Source organism: Emticicia sp. TH156 (assembly GCF_002855535.1).
GTDB lineage: Bacteria > Bacteroidota > Bacteroidia > Cytophagales > Spirosomataceae > Emticicia > Emticicia fluvialis.
On record NZ_PKRS01000003.1, the window covers coordinates 1 to 20256 of the forward strand.

At 40.4% G+C, this 20256-nt stretch carries 17 protein-coding genes and 2 pseudogenes; 6 read left to right on the forward strand and 13 right to left on the reverse strand.

The features are described 5' to 3' along the window. Positions 1-772: 772 nt before the first annotated feature. Positions 773-1330: pseudogene (locus C0V77_RS23355) on the forward strand (S41 family peptidase). Between the two features lie 61 nt (positions 1331-1391). On the opposite strand, the gene C0V77_RS23550 reads toward C0V77_RS23355, so the two are convergent. The 10 genes and pseudogenes from C0V77_RS23550 to C0V77_RS06390 all read right to left on the reverse strand — a co-directional run bounded on the left by C0V77_RS23550 (position 1392) and on the right by C0V77_RS06390 (position 9584). Then, a complete protein-coding gene (locus C0V77_RS23550; RefSeq protein WP_143706037.1) occupies positions 1392-1538 on the reverse strand; it encodes a GrpB family protein in 147 nt (48 codons plus the stop codon). A gap of 255 nt (positions 1539-1793) precedes the next feature. Beyond that, a pseudogene (locus tag C0V77_RS06350) lies at positions 1794-2711 on the reverse strand (bestrophin family protein). A gap of 315 nt (positions 2712-3026) precedes the next feature. Continuing rightward, the gene (locus tag C0V77_RS06355) at positions 3027-4583 is read right to left on the reverse strand and encodes a Fic family protein (RefSeq protein WP_101725518.1); all 1557 of its coding nucleotides are present in this window, start codon (positions 4581-4583) and stop codon (positions 3027-3029) included. A 440-nt stretch (positions 4584-5023) separates the two neighbouring features. Continuing rightward, the gene (locus C0V77_RS06360; protein ID WP_101725519.1) at positions 5024-5830 is read right to left on the reverse strand and encodes a PRTRC system ThiF family protein; all 807 of its coding nucleotides are present in this window, start codon (positions 5828-5830) and stop codon (positions 5024-5026) included. Continuing rightward, positions 5827-6552 carry a PRTRC system protein B gene (locus tag C0V77_RS06365; RefSeq protein ID WP_101725520.1) on the reverse strand — a complete coding sequence of 242 codons (726 nt, stop codon included), beginning with the start codon at positions 6550-6552 and terminating at the stop codon, positions 5827-5829. The genes C0V77_RS06360 and C0V77_RS06365 overlap by 4 nt, the downstream gene beginning before the upstream one ends. Beyond that, positions 6549-7715 (reverse strand): hypothetical protein, encoded by a 1167-nt coding sequence (locus tag C0V77_RS06370; protein WP_101725521.1) that lies wholly within the window; start codon positions 7713-7715, stop codon positions 6549-6551. Before C0V77_RS06370 ends, C0V77_RS06365 begins: the two co-directional genes overlap by 4 nt. Positions 7716-7726: 11 nt before the next feature. Further along, positions 7727-7945: a PRTRC system protein C gene (locus C0V77_RS06375; RefSeq protein ID WP_101725522.1), complete on the reverse strand. Its 219-nt coding sequence runs from the start codon at positions 7943-7945 to the stop codon at positions 7727-7729. Positions 7946-7970: 25 nt separating this feature from the next. Then, positions 7971-8594 (reverse strand): PRTRC system protein E, encoded by a 624-nt coding sequence (locus C0V77_RS06380; protein WP_101725523.1) that lies wholly within the window; start codon positions 8592-8594, stop codon positions 7971-7973. Positions 8595-8715: 121 nt separating this feature from the next. Then, positions 8716-9162 (reverse strand): hypothetical protein, encoded by a 447-nt coding sequence (locus C0V77_RS06385; RefSeq protein ID WP_101725524.1) that lies wholly within the window; start codon positions 9160-9162, stop codon positions 8716-8718. A 35-nt stretch (positions 9163-9197) separates the two neighbouring features. Beyond that, a complete protein-coding gene (locus C0V77_RS06390; RefSeq protein ID WP_101725525.1) occupies positions 9198-9584 on the reverse strand; it encodes a single-stranded DNA-binding protein in 387 nt (128 codons plus the stop codon). A 947-nt stretch (positions 9585-10531) separates the two neighbouring features. On the opposite strand from C0V77_RS06390, the gene C0V77_RS06400 reads away from it, so the two are divergent. Together C0V77_RS06400 and C0V77_RS06405 are read left to right on the forward strand one after the other, a co-directional pair. After that, on the forward strand, positions 10532-11800 hold the full coding sequence (locus C0V77_RS06400) for an aminotransferase class I/II-fold pyridoxal phosphate-dependent enzyme (protein WP_101725527.1): 1269 nt from the start codon (positions 10532-10534) through the stop codon (positions 11798-11800). 5 nt (positions 11801-11805) lie between these two features. Beyond that, positions 11806-12495, forward strand: coding sequence for a TetR/AcrR family transcriptional regulator (locus C0V77_RS06405; RefSeq protein ID WP_101725528.1), 690 nt, complete (start codon positions 11806-11808; stop codon positions 12493-12495). Positions 12496-12848: 353 nt separating this feature from the next. On the opposite strand, the gene C0V77_RS06410 is transcribed toward C0V77_RS06405, so the two are convergent. The 3 genes from C0V77_RS06410 to C0V77_RS06420 are packed head-to-tail and all read right to left on the reverse strand — an operon-like array spanning position 12849 to position 15719. After that, positions 12849-14072 (reverse strand): hypothetical protein, encoded by a 1224-nt coding sequence (locus C0V77_RS06410; RefSeq protein WP_101725529.1) that lies wholly within the window; start codon positions 14070-14072, stop codon positions 12849-12851. A 7-nt stretch (positions 14073-14079) separates the two neighbouring features. Then, the gene (locus C0V77_RS06415; RefSeq protein WP_101725530.1) at positions 14080-14523 is read right to left on the reverse strand and encodes a ubiquinol-cytochrome c reductase iron-sulfur subunit; all 444 of its coding nucleotides are present in this window, start codon (positions 14521-14523) and stop codon (positions 14080-14082) included. A gap of 2 nt (positions 14524-14525) precedes the next feature. Beyond that, positions 14526-15719 (reverse strand): di-heme oxidoredictase family protein, encoded by a 1194-nt coding sequence (locus C0V77_RS06420; RefSeq protein WP_101725531.1) that lies wholly within the window; start codon positions 15717-15719, stop codon positions 14526-14528. Positions 15720-15913: 194 nt separating this feature from the next. On the opposite strand from C0V77_RS06420, the gene C0V77_RS23555 reads away from it, so the two are divergent. The 3 genes from C0V77_RS23555 (at position 15914) to C0V77_RS06435 (ending at position 20221) form a co-directional block, all read left to right on the forward strand. Further along, positions 15914-16228 (forward strand): DUF6660 family protein, encoded by a 315-nt coding sequence (locus tag C0V77_RS23555; RefSeq protein ID WP_409012782.1) that lies wholly within the window; start codon positions 15914-15916, stop codon positions 16226-16228. A 75-nt stretch (positions 16229-16303) separates the two neighbouring features. Beyond that, the gene (locus C0V77_RS06430) at positions 16304-18475 is read left to right on the forward strand and encodes a TonB-dependent receptor domain-containing protein (RefSeq protein WP_101725533.1); all 2172 of its coding nucleotides are present in this window, start codon (positions 16304-16306) and stop codon (positions 18473-18475) included. Positions 18476-18595: 120 nt separating this feature from the next. Next, positions 18596-20221 (forward strand): IS1182 family transposase, encoded by a 1626-nt coding sequence (locus C0V77_RS06435; RefSeq protein WP_216824404.1) that lies wholly within the window; start codon positions 18596-18598, stop codon positions 20219-20221. Positions 20222-20256: the final 35 nt, after the last annotated feature.

The following is a 20256-nucleotide window of genomic DNA, read 5'->3' on the forward strand; positions in this document are numbered from 1 at the left end:
TATGCAGAAATTATGAATTGCTTATGGAAACGGCAGAAGAAATAGTTAAAGTTTCTGCTATAAAACATTTATTGAATAAAATTTAAACAGGCTCTTAGTTGTTTTAGTTATTTATTTTTTTCCTTTTCGATTACAAACAGCCTCTCATAGAGTTAGACAATTTTATCAATTGGATTACAATTAAGTGGCGAATTACATGCTGATGCTATTGCAGTTGAATAATCGTGGCTATTATAAAGTACTTAAAACAACATGTACAGCCGCTTCATTTGAAAATTTTCTATTGCTGCTCTCGAACTTCTTCAAAATACGATGCCGATAATGCCGGAGAAGTGATTAATATTATCACAAAGAAAATGTTGATTGGCTACCACTGCTATTTGAGTGCTAGTACAAGCTCCAATGGCATGTTAAGGAGCAGCACCTCGCTCAAACTTAAATCCTGTAAATTGGGCTTCGCGGGCTTTGTCGCGCTCAAAGGTCCGATCATACCATTGCGGGCAGTAGCTTGATCGAATCGAGACAATCGGAGCTGCCGCATTTAGCAGATGTGAGTGTATAGTGCGCTCGTTTTAACCGAAATATATCGACCTTTGGCAACCTAGAGCTGAGATACTCACCGGACAGCCTGATAACCGGGCAAAAAGAATTCATCTGCAAACTCAATAAGCGCCTGTATGAGCTAACGCGTGACAAGCACTTGTCGATCGAATACAATCCGGGCTATTCCCGATCGCTGGAGAGCGGCAAGGAGGACAGGACGAGTCAGGAGTTGAAAGAAAAGACAGAAAAATACGGCTTTACAAAAACGGAAGTCCTTACAGGAAATATCGGGTATCTCGATCTTGACTATTTCGCCGATACGATGCACGCAAAAAAAACAGCGTTCGAGGCAGTGGAGAAAGTCCGTAACACAAAAGCGCTGATCATCGATCTAAGAGGCAACTCCGGTGGCAGTGGTTCGATGTTACAGTTATTATTATTATGCAGTATGTTTTTCCCTGAGATCAATACTCCGATCCTCAGAATAGCTTAACGGTCTGAAAATACCGTGAACATAGGGACACAACCAGTAACTAACCACTACCGGGATAAAGCGCTCTTCCTGTTAACTGATCAAAAAACTTTTAGCACAGTCGAAGCAATGGCATTTGTCTTGAAAAACAGGAAGCTCGCAAACATCTTTAGCAACAAAACGGCTGGGGCGGGCAATATTTCAGGTCAGTATATGCTCGCAGATAGTTACCTGATAACCATCCCGGTAGGTGTGATTATCTCTCCCGTAACAAAAACGGGCTGGGAAAAAATCGGCGCAAATCCGGATGTGTAAGCCAATCCAGATAAGGCATTGAGCTTGGGCATTACACTGGCAAATAAAATAAAATGATGACTCAGCAACGGCCGTCTTCCTCTTTTGCAATTTCGGTGATGCGATTCACCAACTCACTTTTTGCATTTGTATAGGGTTCTCTGTCAAATTGATGTTTGCTAGCAAGCGAGATTTTCAGTAATTCATATTCCTTTGCGAAAGTCGGAATATTATTTTGACTTTTTCAAATAGTGTTTTTGAATGTCATTAATGCAGATTTGCTTAAACTCTGAATAAATAAATTTGTAATATTTGACAACCGTTTGAATTGCTTTTTTAATTGTTTATCAATAAATTTAGGGATAGATTTTGTTAAAACTCTCCTTTTTTCAGTTAATTCTTAAAATTCTTTCTAAGCCTCTATAATGGTTCAACGCAATAAACTGCACGCAATTACAATTTTATTGCAGCCATTTTTAAACTATTAATCAATAATTTGCTGATTGGGTTCTTGCCGGGTATTTCTGCGAATACCAACCATATCGAACAATGCCGATTCAATCATTTGACTGATACTATTTAAGGCGAGGTCATTGGCCTCTATCCCAAATGGTTCTTCAATCTCATCCGCAATCGCCTCAAAAGCAACAAAAGTATACGCAATAAATACGACAATAAAGGGAGTAATCCATGAAAGACTGTCCACAAAGCCAAAGGATAATAAGAAACAGTAAATCTAAATTGTGCGATGCAGCAAAACCCAATAACTAAAGGGAATAGGTGTAGATACAATTCTTTCACATCCACCTACCACCTCAGCCAGTTTATTAAGGTTGTCCTCAAAGTAACCTTGCTGAATGGCATCAATTCTATTGTCATCTCTCATTTTTTGCACCCATTCCGCAATGAGCCTCAAAAGTATAATGGGTTTAAATTGGGCTTCTAAAACTAGGTTCATCTGCCCTTGGTTCAGCCGTTTCCTTAAATCCTCCTGAGCATCTGTGCCCCGCAGCTGATGTTTCAATGCATAGGCAAAAGAGCTAAGTAAATGAGCCAAATCAATGATGTAAGGGTGACTAGTACTTAAATCAGCTAAAGTGAGGGCTTGTCGGAGTAATGACCGGGTGTGATTCAACAAAGCTCCCCATAGCTTACGCCCTTCCCAAAAACGCTCATAGCTCGAGTTGTTACGAAAGCCAAGAAACAATGCTAATACAAAGCCAAATAAAGCAAGTGGAGTGGGATTAAGAGGTACTTTGAACGAAAAAATGGTTCCATGCAGATAGACAATAAACATGGATAAAATAAATAGTAAACTCAAGCGAAGCAATAATTGAGGCAATACCGAGCCATGCCAGACAAAAAGCATCTTGAACCAGTGCTCTTTCTTACGAATAATCATGAGTCCTATGAATTTACATTATTACCCTGCAAATTTAAGCGTTCATTGCAAAAATAGGAAAACCTACGTAATGTATTTATAGGCAGTCTGCTTAAAGATGGAATTCGCATATTTTATTAAAACTCAACTGGCTTTTAGAAGAATAAAAATTAATATAAACAGCTTTTAATAATTGAAGCATTTCGCTGCCATATTTAATCGGATGTCATAAGCAAAACAATCATCTATAAGCTATTTGATTTAGTCTCGGGAAAATCGTTCGGATAGTATATCATATTGCACCGCGACAAACAGATGTCCAAACCATTATCTATCTTAATTTTGTGGTATGCTAACGACTATCCCCTGCATTCTTTCCTTAACCAGACCGGCAATCATTGAAGAAAAAGCTGATATGTCTTGTTCAGTACTCGCCCTTTCCAATGACTGCATGTACTCATTTCTTTTTTCTACGGGTATGACTGTCCACGGATAACCACCTGAGGCAAGCATCGCATTCATCAGGAATCTGCCCATTCTCCCATTCCCGTCCATATATGGGTGAATAAACACAAAAATAAAATGTCCCAGCACTGCCCGGACAGCCGGTTCCGGTTCCTGTTCCAGCAGCTCAAATAATACAGGCATCGCGTCTCTCATGGCTTCAACGCTCAAGGGAACATGCTTTGAATTACCTATATACACCTGGTGACTCCGGTAACCTGCCAGATCCGATGTTTTCAATATACCGACAGCTATACTGGGGTCAAATAGTTCCCTGTACCATTTTGAGTGGTCCTTATCAACCCGGGCACCTGCATTAGTGTCTTTTAGTATAGCTCTAATTGTTTCTTTTACACTTTGAAATGCCTGATAGTACCCCCTTGCGGCCATGGCATCCTTTTGTTTGCGGTCCTCCGCATTTTCCTGACTATTCCATTCTCCGCTGCTCACTTTGGCTATCAATTCAGGTGTTACCTTATACCGCTCAATGGAGAGTGAATGATAGGCATCCGTTATATACATATCATCTACTTCTTTCATATAAGTCTCATGATTATCCGGGATTCCAGGCGACTGAGGGAAATCTCCGATAATCTTATCACGCATTTGAATCCACATCAATCGAATCCGGTTGATATAAGGAGACCGTTCACGCCCGGAAAGATTGAGTATTAATTTGTCTGAAAAAGGATCCTCCTCCCGTATATCATATCCCGCCTGTTTGATGGTATCGATGATTTGGTCTGCTATTTTCTCACGACCCATATTTCTGAAAGCCCCGGCTAACCTGCCTGCAATCGTGCTGTGTCCGTTCTCTAATAAAATAGGCAGCACTTCTGATGCATCGCGTATCAGCGAAAGGGCAGTCCGGGTATCTATTGCATTGCCGGTATAAATTCCCGGTGAACTATAAATTAATGCTGAGGGCAGATTATACATCCTGATACCATCAGCCGTTAGAATATATTCGGCAGATGGCAAGCTGGTTCGCAAATTAAAAAGAGAGGTCTTATGAGGTAATGGTGTCGGCAGGTTATTACCTTGAGGGGAGCGGACAACCAGTTGTTGCGGTACAGCCCGGTTTCCGGCATGAATCATTAGTGACTGGTCAGCCGTCAGACACCAGTCCTCTCCGAACTTATGGGTAAGGAATTTTGTGCAAAATTCCCAAAAAGCCATATACCATGAGGTACTTTCCCCCTCCCTTTCTGCGGGGTCTGAAGGTATATACCAGCCTTTGGTCACCTCTTTCAGAAAACCGTTCTTGATTAGAATTTCCCTATATGCCCTGCTGGGAATCTCATCCGTATAAATACCAGTGATGCCTTTGTCCTGTAATGTTTTCAGGAATTTCAGGGCTTCAATAAATTTTTCCTGCGGTGTTGCCATAATCCATCATTTTTGACTGGTCTCTCCTATTTAACTGCACACATACTTCCATTTTCCGGGGAGTCCTTATTAAATACCTACGTACTCATCTTATTAAACAATGACGTAACAAAGTTATTAAATATTGTCGTGATAATCTTATTATATTTTGCAGAAAATAAATACTGCACTGAATGAAATACAATTATAGGTCTATTGGTTTTAACATTTGAAATGAACGAGCTGCTTTGTTACTCTCTTTATTTTCCTGATACCCACATGAAATCTTACATTAAAGTCAGTCAGCTGCAACCCTACCAATGCCCACAGCCTTTTGCACCGAAGCGATGAAAAGGAATTGTGTCAGGGTAGGTTCGATGCAAGTGGCTGAACCGCTTTCAGGCAAAAAGACTGCCCCGACCACCGGGAGGGGTTGTCTTTTTGCCGCCCGATTCAGGCTGTCAGGCTACCGGAAGCGGTTGCGACCTGAAATCCTTCAGATTGAGAAAGAAGCCTCTGTACAGGGTTAATCCATTGCGAAACAAGTTCCACAAAAGGCTGCAGCCCATTTGTACCAAAGCAGCATTGATATATAAATCCTGTTTTTCCAATGCTTCAGCCAGAGAACAGCTGGGGGTATTGTCCGTTGTTTCAGACGCTTGCAGCAAATCGCCGAATTCGTCCGTTACGAATGGCAGATTTTCCACCGTTTCGTATTGCTCGGATTCAGGCTGCCTGATATTTCCAATAGTTGACAATATCACCTGTCCGGTATACCTGCTGTTGCCAAAGTCTAACCAGTATTTAGGTTCATTTCTATAGGCGCTGCCCTTGCTCAATGTCCGGAGTATGGCTGCGATTTCAAATCTTGCGGTTACATTATCCACGCATGAAATATAGATACTTGCCCGGGCGTATGCAGGTAAGCGTCCTGAACTATCCTTTCCAAATTTTACAGTTTCGGCTTTCCAGTTGGTACCCGACCAGCGGTTAACCCGATTGATGAGGGCAACGGATTTATACAATCCTGTTTCACAAGCGGCAAACCGCTGTCTGCCTAAATTGGCTTCGGTAACCCTATCATCATCCCATAAGCGAATGGACAAACCTGCATGTCCTAATTCAATTAAACTGTGGTTCATCTCCAGTAAAGCGGTCAATACTTTTGAACCTGTTCCACCTGCGCCAATCAGATTTACTTCAATGGGGTTAGTCGGGGTTAACAGATAGTTATCTGTAAAATGTACTTTGGTTTTTTCAGCATTCATCGAAGTAAGCTTTTAAGTGTTTTTCCATTCTTGAGTAATACCTCTTTTGGAAAGTTTTCACTTGTATGGACCAGTTTTTTCCAAAGATTAACACAATTGCCTTTTACGGGCTGATGGTCAGGCATCAGGTGACTGAAATAGCTGTTGAAGAAACAGCTTTCCCATGCGGCTGTAAACTCCTCCAGTGAAGCTGATTTTCTACTATTGACATTTACCGTTCCCATGCATACATTCCCGTTAGCATAGACGTTCAGGAAAGGTGCATGGTATAAAGGGGTGTGCTCATCGGGTCTTCTGTTGCTGGCCAAGGCATATACAGATAAGCTCCGCTTATCAGCCAGCCAAAGCAAGGCAGGGATAGATACTTTCGCCTCCGGAATCCCCAGACTTTCAACGAAGTACAAATTTTGTTTTCTTGCTTTCGTGTACCACAGTACGCTGCCTTTTTCATTAGGATTGATATGGAGGATATTCACAGAAAATACGCCATGAGGTTTTAAAAATTGAAGAGGCTCTTCTTGCTGTATATTTAATGCTTTCGCCAAAACCCGTGCTTCCCTGATAGTCAGCGGATGCGCATTCATCGGGTTTCCATGGCCGTCCATGTCGAAATGCTCCACGTAGGTATCTACATCAGGTTCTTCTGTCTGGTAAAACACCAATGCTGATGTAGGAAAGTAGAGCGTTCCAAAATCTGCTGTTATGTCTGTTGCCTTGTTCATCTTTCTGCTCTTTTATAGTGATTCAGTAAATAACACAAGTGTTCAATCAGCGTAAAAACCCTGCTTTCAAAATCAAGGTCATGCTCAGTTGTACCATTCCCATCGAAACACTTTTCAATCATCGGTTCCTCTATGGCTCCATATTCGCTCAACTCGTTGTTAATGCTATCGGAAAGGCTTTCATACAAGCAGCCTGTACAATCAGCAAAAAAGGAGATATACTTATCCATCGTTATGGTTTCATTTTCGTCATCGTCATGTGCTTCCCTTCGACTGGCATTCCTGAACAGGGTTTCGTTAGGATACTCCCTGTACAATAAAAAAGCGTCTTTTGCTAACTGATAATAAGCATTATCCGATTCGTTTCGGCAACGAAAACTATTTAAACGCTGTTCAAATACGACCAGATTACTATGGTTAAAGATTTTTTGCTCCATATAGTCGCCAATCCATTCTGCCTGCTGCCATTCCCTTTTGAACAATGCTGTATCTTCGGTTTCTTCCTCCTGTTCTACCCAATCGTGAAGCATTTCATACATCCAGTACAGGTAACTGTTTTCCTGCCTGTAATAAGGCACATCAGCCACTTGATACAGATAGGCACAGACCGATAAAAGCAGCTGGCCTTTCCGTTTGTGTAAGGGGTCTTTCAATAGCTGAAAGAGGGGTACAACCGGAATGTAGTACAGGGTATCCCCTGTGATATATCGCTCCTCGCTGACTAAAAATGTTTTATCTGTTTCCTGCACTAAACGGAGTGTATGCCAATTCCTGCATTTTTGCTTCAGCTTTCTTTGCGTATCCCACAGAGATAAGGCAATGTTATACGGATAAGCAAAATCAATAGTTGCTAAAGGTTCAATACCATAATGCACGCCCAACTCGGCAAGGGAAGTATAAAAATCACTTTCTATCTGCCGGGTTTCTCTCCAGTCTTCTTCTGACGGCAATCCTTTCAGTTTAGGCAGGAAGGATGTTTTCAGAAAACCATGGGCAGCATCGCCATGGGTACGGATTTTTGTTGGTCTTTCCGGATTTCGCCCGCGTCCTTGGGGCGTGCTATCCAGTTGGCGAATCCGCCTAACTGTCGGTGCAGCTGTCTTTGCTGTTGGTTGGCGGGTAAGGAAATCCTCCCCGATATGATTCTTTGCGGCATTGTTCATTGCTTTAATGTTTAACCCTTCGTTCCCATAACCGTTTCAAAACAGTATTGTACCCTATCCTCTCTGATAACAGGACCTGAGATTTTTGCCGTGGTGAGCATCGGATAAGTATTCGCATAAAAGTTTCTTACACTTTCCACTGACCATTTCGGTTCGGGGTCAGTCAATCTGATTTCCTGCCCCTTGTCTTTTAAAAAGAACACCCGTTCTAATTGCGTTGCTACTAACATGATTGTCGTTTTTTAATTTGATGACTTATTCCTCTTCGTTATCATACTCCCCGTTGTCTTCGGAAACATCCTCCTCCTTATCAGGGTTGAAAAGGCTGTTTTCTGTCCTTGTTTCGACAGAGGCTGTTTGGGATGTTCCAAACAAATCAGGAGCGAATTTTGCCGACAAGGATGCTTTTCGCTTGCGGATTACTTCTCCCTGCTCAGGAAATTGCAGGGGATTAGGCACTCTCATCCATGCCTCCCTGTACTTACCCTCTTTTTCCAGTTCCTCTACTTTTTGCATGGACTCTTTATATTTTTTATCCGCTTCTTCCCTTGCCTTTTTCTCTTTATCGGTTTTATCTTTCTCCATCGCCGAATGCTTTTTGGCTTCTTCCAATTGTTTCATAAAGACTTCCATGTTGACTAACAGGCCTGAAGCGGTTTGCATAGGCAAAGTTATTTTTTCGAAAAAACCATTGTCCAGTTCATCTGCTGTTCCTCTTAAATTGAGGGGTGGTATCAGCCTTCCGGCTTCGTCTCCACATGGCTCAGGCTGCAATAGCATGGAAACAACAAGCGTACTATCCGCTCCTTTGGCTATCGTCAGTTGTAAATTTCCAGTGATGTCCAGCCTTGCCAACTGATTGAAAAAATTTGCGTTCATGGTTCTAAAAATTTAAAGTATTATTTATTTGCGTATGGATTGCCTTGTATGTAAACCTCCTCTTGGCTTTTTAAAGGCAGTGAAAATCCGAATAACTTTGGTCTACATACGCTATATTTTCTCATGCGATTTGAATCAGCAATTGTTGCAATGCAAACTCTTCCGTCCAAAATTCTTCATGCGTATGTCTGCCATGGGCTTTATACATTGCATTCCCACCCTTATAGAGTACCAATTCAAACCCTTCCAAACGGCTTTCAGGGGCAATTAAGTCCTCCTGTTCATCCGCCTCCATTTCCACAAATACCCATTCTTTCCCTGTAAGCAGTTCCTCTATGCTGTATACATGTATTTCATTCGTCTGATAAAAATCTGCTGCCGAATCTATAAAGCTGACGGATTGGAAATGACAATCCTCTTCCAGATACTTCAAAGCCTTCAGCCTTTTTGCCTGTGCCTTTTTCCATTCTTCTGAGATAAGAAGGATGGCAAATGCACAGTTATCCCATTCGCTATCGGTTCCTGCTTTGAGCAGTAAACGGGTTGTCGGATGATTTGTCGCTTTCATTGTTCGGCATTTTTAAGGTTTGAAAATGGATTGGATTAAAAAGGCAGGTCTTCCTGACTGTTTATATCTGCCGTCGCTGGGTGTCGGGCTGTATCTAAGGCAGCCTGCTGTTTTTTGCCTCCCTGATGAAGTTTAATGCGTGAGGTATGAAACTTCAATCCTGCCACTGCTTCTCCATCTTTTCTGACCCAGGCTCTGGCACTGACAAATCCTGTAAGTTCTACCAGCGCCCCTTTGGTGAGAATAGCTGCTACGCCCGGTGAAATCCAGTAGGCACAGTCAAAATATTCAGTGCGCTGAATTGACTGCCCCTCTTTGCCGTGATACTGCTCGCTAACTGCAATAGAAAAATTGACAACCTGTCTGCCATTTCCAAGTGTATGGAGCGAAGCATCTTTTGTAAGCCTTCCGATGATGTTCATAAGCATATCATTTAATTGGTTTCATTCAATCTTTTATCGTCTGTCATGCTTCACATATTTTTTTCCCCAAAGAAAAAACGGAAAAAAAGAAAGCAGGTAAACAGGACGGGCAGGGTGTGCCCAGCCAAAAGGAAACGGAATAAGTCCCGACAGGGTGGCTGGGTGAGCCCAGCCATTATGCCGTAGTCTTTTGGCAGGCCCTGTGCTTTGTGCCTGTCCTAACTTAGCTGCCTTTTTGTCCGTTTCATTGGGGAAAGGCCATTATCATTTTACCTAAGCATTCAGGCAAATCGGACTATGAAAATGTGTAGAGTATTTTAGCCAACTAAGAATTAAAACTTCTAAGCTCTGCCGGAGTGTAGCAGAATTGGGGGGGCACTTAATGAATAGATAAGCATTTAATTATAAAAGGAATCCATTCTAATTGTAATGATCCGGCAGCATGGGTCTGTTCATGACCTTTTATGGAACAATTGTACTTGATCCGAAATGTATTTTCGCCCCCTATTTTATCTGCCTATGCGTCAGAAACTATTTGCCTTAAAGGCCAAAAATGCGCCATTGTTTCTCAATCAGGCTATTTTATTTCTCTTATTGATGATATATAAATATATTATATACTGCATATTATATGTTCTGCACTAATTAAATTAGGCAATAATTGCGATAAAATACAGAAAATAGTTGAAATATTGATTTTTAAATAAAATTTCAGAGAAAAATTTGGAAACGGAATTTAATTTTATTTCCTTTGACAGAGAATTATTTACAACAACTTTTATAATCTGTGAGACAGCTGATAATTTTAAATTATCCCGGCGGTGAAAATTTCTACTTCTGTATCTGCCCAAAAACACGTATAAACCAGTGCTTGAATAAAGGTTATTAAAAATCCCTGCAGGTAAAAAAGACGAGTTTTTTTTCTTAATTCTTCAATATTAAAGGGTATGTCAAACTATTTATCCAACAAGAGCTTCAAAGATTTTGAAGACATCCCTCACATGGATATATTCCAGAGGGCTAAATCGCACGCTGAGTACCTGGATTTTCTCAAATCCAGCGGGTACATGAACTATCGCTTACTGGTCACTTCAGGCTGCGGACCTGAAGTAACATTAGCTGCCGACGGACCTATCAAAAAAGGGCAGTATGTCAGCTTTGTATGCAATGATTATCTGGGCTTCACACAGCATCCGGAAATTAAAAGGGCGGCTATGGCAGGGATTGAAAAATACGGTACCGGTGCCGGGGCATCTCCGCTGATTGGCGGCTATCTGGATTATCATCAGGAACTGGAAGATAAACTCTCTGACTTTTTCAAAAGACCCAGGGGTTCTTCCATCGCCTATACTACCGGATACACCTCAAACAGTGCCTCTCTTCAATGTCTGTTAAAAAAGGACGACATAGCCATTGTAGACATGGCCGTGCATGCCAGTGTTTACGAAGGCATACAGGGAACGACCATCAAACGCTTCCTGCATAATAATCTGGATGCCCTTGAACGTATACTGACTAACGTTAAGGATAAATACAGAACTAAAATGGTCATAGTAGACGGGGTTTATTCTCAGGACGGGGATATCGCTCCTTTAAAGGACATCCTGACGCTTACCCATCAGCATGGCGGAATTTTGCTGGTTGATGATGCTCATGGCATCGGTGTAATTGGTGATACAGGACGCGGGGCATTGGAATATTTTGAGGTAATGGATCAGGTAGATATCATTACAGGAACATTTAGCAAGACATTCAGTAATGTGGGAGGATATGTAATAGCTGACCCCGTACTGATTTCATATTTACAGTTCCAATCCAGACAGTATGCTTTTTCAGCCGCCGCCACACCAGCGATTGCGGGGGTAAGCAGGGCCATTGATTTACTGGATGAAGAACCGCATTGGCAGAAAAAATTATGGGAAAATATAGCCTATTACAGAAAGGGATTAAAAGACCTGGGTTTGGATATCGGTACAAGTGCATCAGCTATCATTCCTGTCAAAATCGGAGATGTACAGAAAAACTGTGAGGCAGGAAAACTATTGCTGGAGTGCGGCATTTACACGAATCCCATCATGTATCCGGCTGTATCACTCAAGGATTCACGGATAAGAATGAGTCTGATGGCCACACACACCCAGGAACATCTAGATAAAGCACTCAATGCATTTGATTATGTCAATAAAAAGTTGAACATTGCGAAATCTATGGAATAAAAGCAATGGTCAGAAAAAAAAACGCGGATGTCGAACAAAACGGCGAAAAGCCAAGAAAAATAACGGCCGGCCCCATCCGGGAGAAGGCCAGATCTATGACCAGATTAATCGCAGCGGTGGGAGCGGTTATTCAAAAGAAAGGATATACCGCTCTGACCGGGCCTAATATAGCCAAAGAGGCAGGCTTAGACAAAAAGCTGATCTGGACGTATTTCGGCAGTATCGATAATCTGGTCGAAACTTATATCCTGCAAAGGGACTTCTGGAATATGGCAGACCAGAAAATTATTTCGGAATTATTAAAGCATCCGGAAGCCATCGGTAAAAAAGACATCACCACTTTGCTTCACGGCCAGTTAGACCGGATGATGAAAGACAAAGTGCTTCAAAGGATTATTCATTGGGAAATCGGAGAAAAAAACAAAATGCTTCGTAAAATATCTGACAAAAGAGAAAGAATAGGAGAACAATTATTTGAAATCATTGAACCTGACTTCTCACACACGAGTGTAGATATCAGAACTAAACTGGCCATCCAGATTGCCGGCATTTATTACCTGGTACTGCACGCCAGATACAACGGCAGTTTATTCTGCGGCATAGATATCAATCAACCAGGGGATTTGCAACGTCTGCGACAAGCCATACAGGATAATATAAATGCCATGTATACCGAGGCTAAAGTAGATAAATAAATAACTTACTTAACAATTACCGCTGATTGGTTTGGTAAGTATATTCCTATTTATTAAGTTTTTCGAATAATTGGGGTGTAAATTACTTAGCCTTTCTGGTAAGTCCCTGCTGCTACACCTACAATCCTTATGAACATTTGAGCAGAAACCGGTTTGTATTTATTTCCTTGATCAATATGAACAAGAGTAATCAGCTGCATATGAAACTTTTAGTTATTGCTGAAACAACTCAATTTTCTTGGGAATTTACAAAGTTAGGGTTTGCAGCAAGAATTGGACTTATAATCACTTTCACAACAAAATCAGATTACAGTAATTCAAATGGGCAAAAACCTAATTGCATAAAGAGACCCTCAAAAATAACTCGAAATACCCAGTTGAAGCACTCCTGTGCGTGACGGGGGATTTCCCAATAAATCAAATTGCTTTTGAAAACGATAATTGAACCGAATGACGGTCGAGGCTATAGGTCGCCAACTGATGGCTGGCATTACTGAAAAAACCTCATCATAGATTTTATCTCCTGTTTCTGAAAATACACCTGCATTGAAATCAACATACTCAACACGGCAGGCTAAACTGAAAGTAGAATTAGGAAACCCTAGCAGTGGCTTTTTATAGATAGGTTGTACAATGTCTATAAATCCACCATTTTGCTTACTCCCATATTGTACAGCATAATTTCTGGGCAAATCAACTTTGACCCATGCCCATTCCGTCGTGATAAAAGTCTTTGTTTTTTTTATGGTTGTATTAAAATCCAGGGCGAAAACTTTAACTGCTCTTTTTTCTGCGAGAACAAGTCCGTCATCCTGAAACTTATTATAAATTCCACCCATATAGGAAAGCCCTATCTCTCCTATTTTCCTATTTCTGACAGCTACCTTACCTGTCAAAAGAACTTGTCCATTGCTGCTTTCCTCAAAACGATCTCTATTACGCTTGGCAAAGGGCAGGGAAGTTCGGCTTTGTTCATTATCAATAATACTTTCATCAAAGCCATTGGTCAGATACCCTTCATAAGCAAGCACCCATTGCTTGGAATATTTCTTACCGTAAATGCCCATACCGACATTGCTAAAAGTGGCAGGCAGCATTTCAGTGGCTGAAATGGGTCTGTCGTTAAATTCCCATTTAGGCCCATCATGATTTTGATTAAACGCTCCGATGGGATTCATGATAATTCCACCTCGCAGATTAAATAAATTGGCAAACTGAAAATCAATTGCTGCAAATTCAATATTGATTTCCTTTGTTCCATCTTCAAATTCAATTTCTGAAATAAACTTTATTTTCCGATGCAAACTCCCTCCTAAAAAGAGGGTCATTCTCCGCATTTGAAAAGAGAAACCTTCACTTATCCCATCTGTTTGTGCATAGTTCGTATTTACTTCTGCATATCCCCCAACACCTAAAGGTGTACGTCCTACCTGAAGAAATGGGCGGTTATAAACGGCATCCATATTCAGCTTCGTAGAATCCTGAATTGGCTTTCTTCTAAAGAGTGTTGTATCAATCTGCGCAAAAGAGCTGAATGATAACAAAAAATAAAAAAGTAAAGGAAGTTGTATTTTCATAGTGGATTTAAGCTAGGCTTATATAAATATGATCACCATCCGTTTTTAGGGGGAATACTCTTAACGGTTTTTCCGCCGGGCCTTGGAGCACGTTTCCCTTATTGTCAAACTCACTCCCATGACCTTCACAGACCAGATAATCGCCATGTGGTTGCACTTCATTTCCCTGATGCGTACATTCCAGATAAATGGCCGAATACTGATTATCAGCCAGTCGAAAAACAGCTATTGGAAATCCTAATTTTTCATGCTTGATCACAATGACATTGCGTTCACTTTTCACCTCCTTTTTTATCTCAATGAATTCAGCTTTATTCACTACTAGATTATTCTCATTGAGTGTAACTTGCTTAGCGTAATATGCTGAACTACACCCTTGTAAGGCGATTGCCAAGGCACTGCCACCCATGCAGGCTAAACAGCTTGTGCGGATAAAATCACATCTTTTCATGGTTAAAGGCTTTCTAAAAATGTTATGAGTTTTTCTTTTTCTACTTTATTTAAAGCTGCATAATTTAAGCGGCTTTGCCGGGCTTCTCCGTCGTGTAGCAGGATAGCACCTTCAATGCTTTTTGCCCTACCATCATGCATTAAATGGACTTTGCCGCCTTGTGATTGTTTTGCTAAGCCCAAGCCCCAAAGTGGTGTTGTACGCCATTCATAGGTTTTGGCAGTACCTTCGGTATAATTATCATCTAAGGCTTTGCCCATATCATGCATCAGTAAGTCTGTATAAGCAGAGAAGGTTTTATAGTTTAGTCCTGAAATAGTTGAATAATCGGTTCGCATAGAAGGAACATGACAATTGCCACATTGAATGCTCATAAAAAAATCTTTGCCTGCCTTAACAGCTGCCGCATCTGAATTTCGTTGAATCGGAGCTTTTAAGGTTTGCAGATAATGTACTAAATCGACCACTTCAACATTACTGACTTCCGGGTCTAACTCTTCATTATTATAAGTATCATAGGGTGAATAGGAACTGACAATGCCCATATCCTGAGAGTAGGCATTAATGGTCTGGTTCAGTAAATTATAGGCTCCTGCTTTTCGGCCAAACCGTCCAAGATATTTGCCATTCTTACTGATTGCATTGGCTTTCGGCTTAATAAAGTCCGGCAAGTCTATCCAGTTAGGAACGCCCGAAATCCCATCCTTATCCTTATCGTCAGGGTCAGCTAAGGCTAAAATATCAGCATCTGAAACCGCTTCCAGAAAGCCTAATCCTGTATTGGCAGGAGCAACAAATGTCGATTGAGAAGCACCGGATGGAATACTTTCCGGTATAAAGCCTGCGATGGCTCTATGTTGGAGTTGAGGCCCCCCTTGCGCCAAAAAGAGATTCCCGGTTTCGTCACTTTGTCCAAATCGGGTAAGGCTTGTGCTTGGATGCCCTTTACCATCACCTGCATGACAACTGATACAAGAATTAGAAACGAATAAAGGGCCTAAGCCTGTACTAGCCGTAAAGACCCTTGCAAACGCTGCATCTCCTCTTAAAAACTGTGCAGTCTCTGTGGGCGTAAGGGATTCAATAGGACCATCTAAAACAGTATTTTCTACAGGTGCAACAGGCAGTATCTTTTCACAGGATATACTGAAAAAAGTACTCGTTGAAATTATAAGTAATAGGTATCGTATACTCATTTTAATAGGAATTTACTGTTGTATGAAACAAAAGTAATATTTTTAGATTAATCTAAAAATTAAATTAGATTATTTTATTATTTATTTTTAAAATACGCTAAAATTCAGATTTTAGATTTTTGAAAAATAGTGGCTTACGTTCAATTGAACTGATTTTAATTGTATTTCTTTGAGAGAAGTCATAGTTTTGCGCTATGAAAGTCTTTTGTTTTATATTGTCACTTTACGTTCTTCTGCTAACAGCCGTTCCGTGTTGTTCAGACGATGATTGTAGTAACGATAGTATAACGGAACAATCAGATACGCACCATGACGATCATGAATGTAGCAATTGCTCTCCCTTTATGACCTGTGGTAGCTGTATTGGATTTACCTTTCATGCTTTTGAGTCTATTCTTTTCACTCGCATTGTCAGCATAATCAAGGATTCTGCCATTGTTTTTTTTGTAGTTCCTGATGCTCTCTCTGACTTCTTTTCTAAAATCTGGCAACCTCCACGATTAGCGTGATGATCCTCCGCTTTATGCAGTTTTAAATAACTGTATAGCTAACATGTTATATTCCTTATTCTAATATTATTTACAATGCAAAAGATTATTTTGCCTTTTGTGGCATTGCTATATACCTCTGTGTGTTGGGGCCAAAACACATTTAAAGCCATTCTTAAAGACGCTAGTAGTAAAGAGGTTTTAATCGGAGCCAATGCCAAACTATCCGGCACCTCTATCGGCGCAAGTTCAAATACAGAAGGATTTCTTGAAATAAGAAACATACCTGATGGCAAACAAGTCATTGTGTTTACTTCCATAGGTTATCAGGAACGAACTGATACGCTAGTATTTCCATTTCAACAAACCGAGCCAATGGAAATTCTTCTGACTGCGGCAGAAGAAGAAATGGAAGAAGTGGTGGTTACCGCAACCCGTTCAAGCCGGACAATAGAAGATACTCCGACACGGATTGAGGCTATTTCAGGGGAAGAGCTGGAAGAAAAGGGCAATATGAAGCCCGGCGACATAAGGATGATGCTCAATGAAAGTACAGGGATTCAAACGCAGCAAACTTCTGCAACGTCCTATAATTCAAGCATAAGGATACAAGGATTAGACGGTAAATATACCCAAATCCTAAGAGATGGCTTGCCGCTCTATTCCGGTTTTTCAGGTGGCTTAAGTTTACTACAAATCGTTCCACTTGATCTTAAGCAGGTCGAAGTAGTCAAAGGGGCATCTTCTACCCTCTATGGTGGAGGAGCCATCGCAGGCTTAGTTAATCTGGTTTCTAAAGTCCCTACCGAAAACAGAGAGTTGAATTTAATGGTCAATGGAACATCTGCTTTAGGGCTTGATGTTAGCGGATTTTATGCTCAGAAATTCAATAAAGTTGGTACAACTGTTTTTGCATCTTATAACTTAGGAACGCCTTACGATCCAGCTAAGTTAGGGCTGACAGCTATTCCGAAATTCAACAGAGTCACTATTAATCCAAGGCTGTTTGTGTACATTAGTGATAAAACTACTTTCAATATTGGTTTTAACAGCACCATTGAAAATCGTATTGGTGGAGATATTAAATATATCAAAGGTGAGGGAGATGCAACACATTCCTATTTTGAAGAAAACAATACGAATCGCTTTAGTACACAAATTGGTTTTGAACATAAAATAAATGAGCAATCTAAACTGACATTCAAGAATAGCTTGAGCCATTACAACCGAACAATTAAAATTCCATCGTTTGAATTTTCAGGAGTACAGTTTTCTTCTTTTAGCGAGCTTAGTTATAGTAACAAAAGCTCAAAATCGGAATGGGTTACAGGATTAAATCTTTGGACAGATCAATTTACACAGAAAAAAATAGGCATCATTGAGGTGGTAGACTATTCACATACGACTGTTGGCGGATTTATTCAAAATACGTGGAATGCCAGTGAACAGTTTATTCTTGAAACAGGTTTACGAGGCGATTACCAAAATAAATATGGTTTCTTTGCTTTACCAAGGTTGTCAGCCCTTTATAAAATAAGTCCAAAATTCAGTACACGCCTGGGTGGAGGCTTAGGCTATAAAACACCGACTGTTTTTACTGAGGATGCAGAAAGAATACAATTCAGGAATGTATTGCCAATTGACGTATCTAAAACCAAAGCAGAAGAATCGATAGGCGCAAATTTTGATATTAACTATAAAACGCCTATTTCCGAGGAAGTTTTTCTCACGATCAACGCCCTCCTGTTTTATACAAAGGTCAATAATCCTTTAGTTCTTAGTAGCACAGGGAATGGTTTATACTCCTTTCAACAGCCAAAAGGTAATATTGACACCAAAGGTATTGAAACCAACGTGAAACTGGCATTTGGTGACTTTAAGCTCTTCGTCGGTTATACCTTAGCCGATGTCAATCAACATTATAATGCTACGAAAACAGTTTTTCCACTGGTTGCTAAACATCGATTGAATAACGTTTTGATGTATGAGATTGAAGAGAAGCTAAAAATTGGCTTGGAAGCTTATTATTTCAGCCCACAAAAGTTAAATGATGGACAAACTGGTAAACAATACTGGATATGTGGCCTAATGGCTGAAAAACTGTGGGAGAAATTCTCAATCTTTATCAATTTCGAGAATTTTCTAAACACCAGACAGACAAGATTCGATACGATTTATACAGGCTCTATCTCAAACCCAACCTTCCGGGATATTTATGCTCCGGTAGATGGGTTTGTTACTAATGGCGGTATAAAAATAAAACTTTAGAATTTTGAAGGATGAGGTTGTCTAAAAAGCTCTAATAGAGAATCCCCGGTCAAAAAGACACGGGGATTTTTTTCTTTGTTCCTAAAAGTTTGTAACTTGTAGGTGCAACACAAAGAGAACATGAAGATACATTTTAAATCCTTACCTGCCAACAATCTTAGTTTATTTCCTGAAGATATTTTTTCAAAGATACCTCTTAATCATCCGGTTCGCCTTGTTAATGAGGTAGTTGAAGGGCTGGATATTGATATACTTGTTTCTCAATATAAAGGAGGAGGGACGAGCAGTTATCATCCGCGGATGCTGTTAAAGGTGATATTTTACAGTTACCTTTCTAATATTTATTCATGTCGTAAAATAGAGAAAGCCTTGCATGAGAATATTCATTTGATGTGGTTATCGGGGAATAGTACCCCTGATTACCGGACGATTAACTATTTTCGTGGTAAACGCTTAAAAGGCCATATACACAATTTATTTGCAGCAGTAGTACGAATGCTGCATGATTTACAGTATGTAAGCTTGGATTTACAGTATATTGATGGGACAAAAATAGAGTCCGCATCAGGACGCTACAGTTTTGTGTGGAAAGGTTCAGTAGAGAAGAACAAAGCGAAGCTGGAAGGCAAAATACAATCTGTATTGTCAGCGATAGAATCACAGATTAAGCAAGACCAGCGTGAGTTAAATAAAACAGAGACACCTAAACCCATAGACAGCACCGAACTTAAAAACAAGCTTTCAGAGTTGAATAGCAGGCAAAAGAGTAGTAATAAACAGACTCAAAAGCAATTAAAGCAACTTCAGGACGAGCATCTACCCCGCCTTGAGAAGTATGAACGGCAATTAGAAACCCTGGGAGCCCGAAATAGTTACAGTAAGACCGATGAAGATGCCACCTTCATGCGCCTGAAAGATGACCATATGCAAAACGGTCAGTTGAAACCTGCCTACAATAGTCAGATTAGTACTGAGAATCAGTTTATCACACATTATAGTATTCATCAAACCGCAGGTGATACAACTACACTCACCCAACATCTTGAGGGCTTTCAGGAGCAATATGGCAAACAAAGTGCAGAAGTAGTAGCCGACGCAGGTTATGGTAGTGAAGAAAACTATGAGTTACTTGAAAACAAAGCAATAGAGGCCTATGTAAAGTACAATTACTTCCACAAAGAGCATAAAAGATTACAGAAGAATAATCCATTTCTGGTCCAGAATCTTTATTATAACAAAGAATTGGATTTCTATATATGTCCTATGGGTCAAAGGATGGAGTGTGTGGGACAAGCTAAAAGGGTAAGTGCTAATGGCTACGAATCCCAAGTGAGCTACTATCAAGCCAGGCGATGTGAGGATTGTCCGCTAAGAGGCATGTGTCATAAGAGCAAAGTTAACCGGAGAATAGAAGTTAATCACCGATTGAATGAGCTTAAAGCTCAGGCCAGGTCTTTATTAACTTCTGAAAAAGGAATCAAACACCGAAGTAAAAGGCCAATTGAAGTGGAAGCTGTTTTCGGGCAAATGAAAAGTAACAACAAATTCTCAAGGTTTACTTTAAGAACGCTTGAGAAGGTCAATATTGAGTTTGGGCTCATGGCTATTGGGCATAATCTGAGAAAGTTGGCTGTAAAACGCTATTCTACACAGAAAAATCAACCGAATTCGGCTCTAAAAAGCCAAAATAGTCCACATATATTATTTGTAAAGCCTTACCAACCAAAATATTGTCTCGCAGCTTAAGCTATGGCAAAATCCCCCTTAAGAACTAAGAAAAA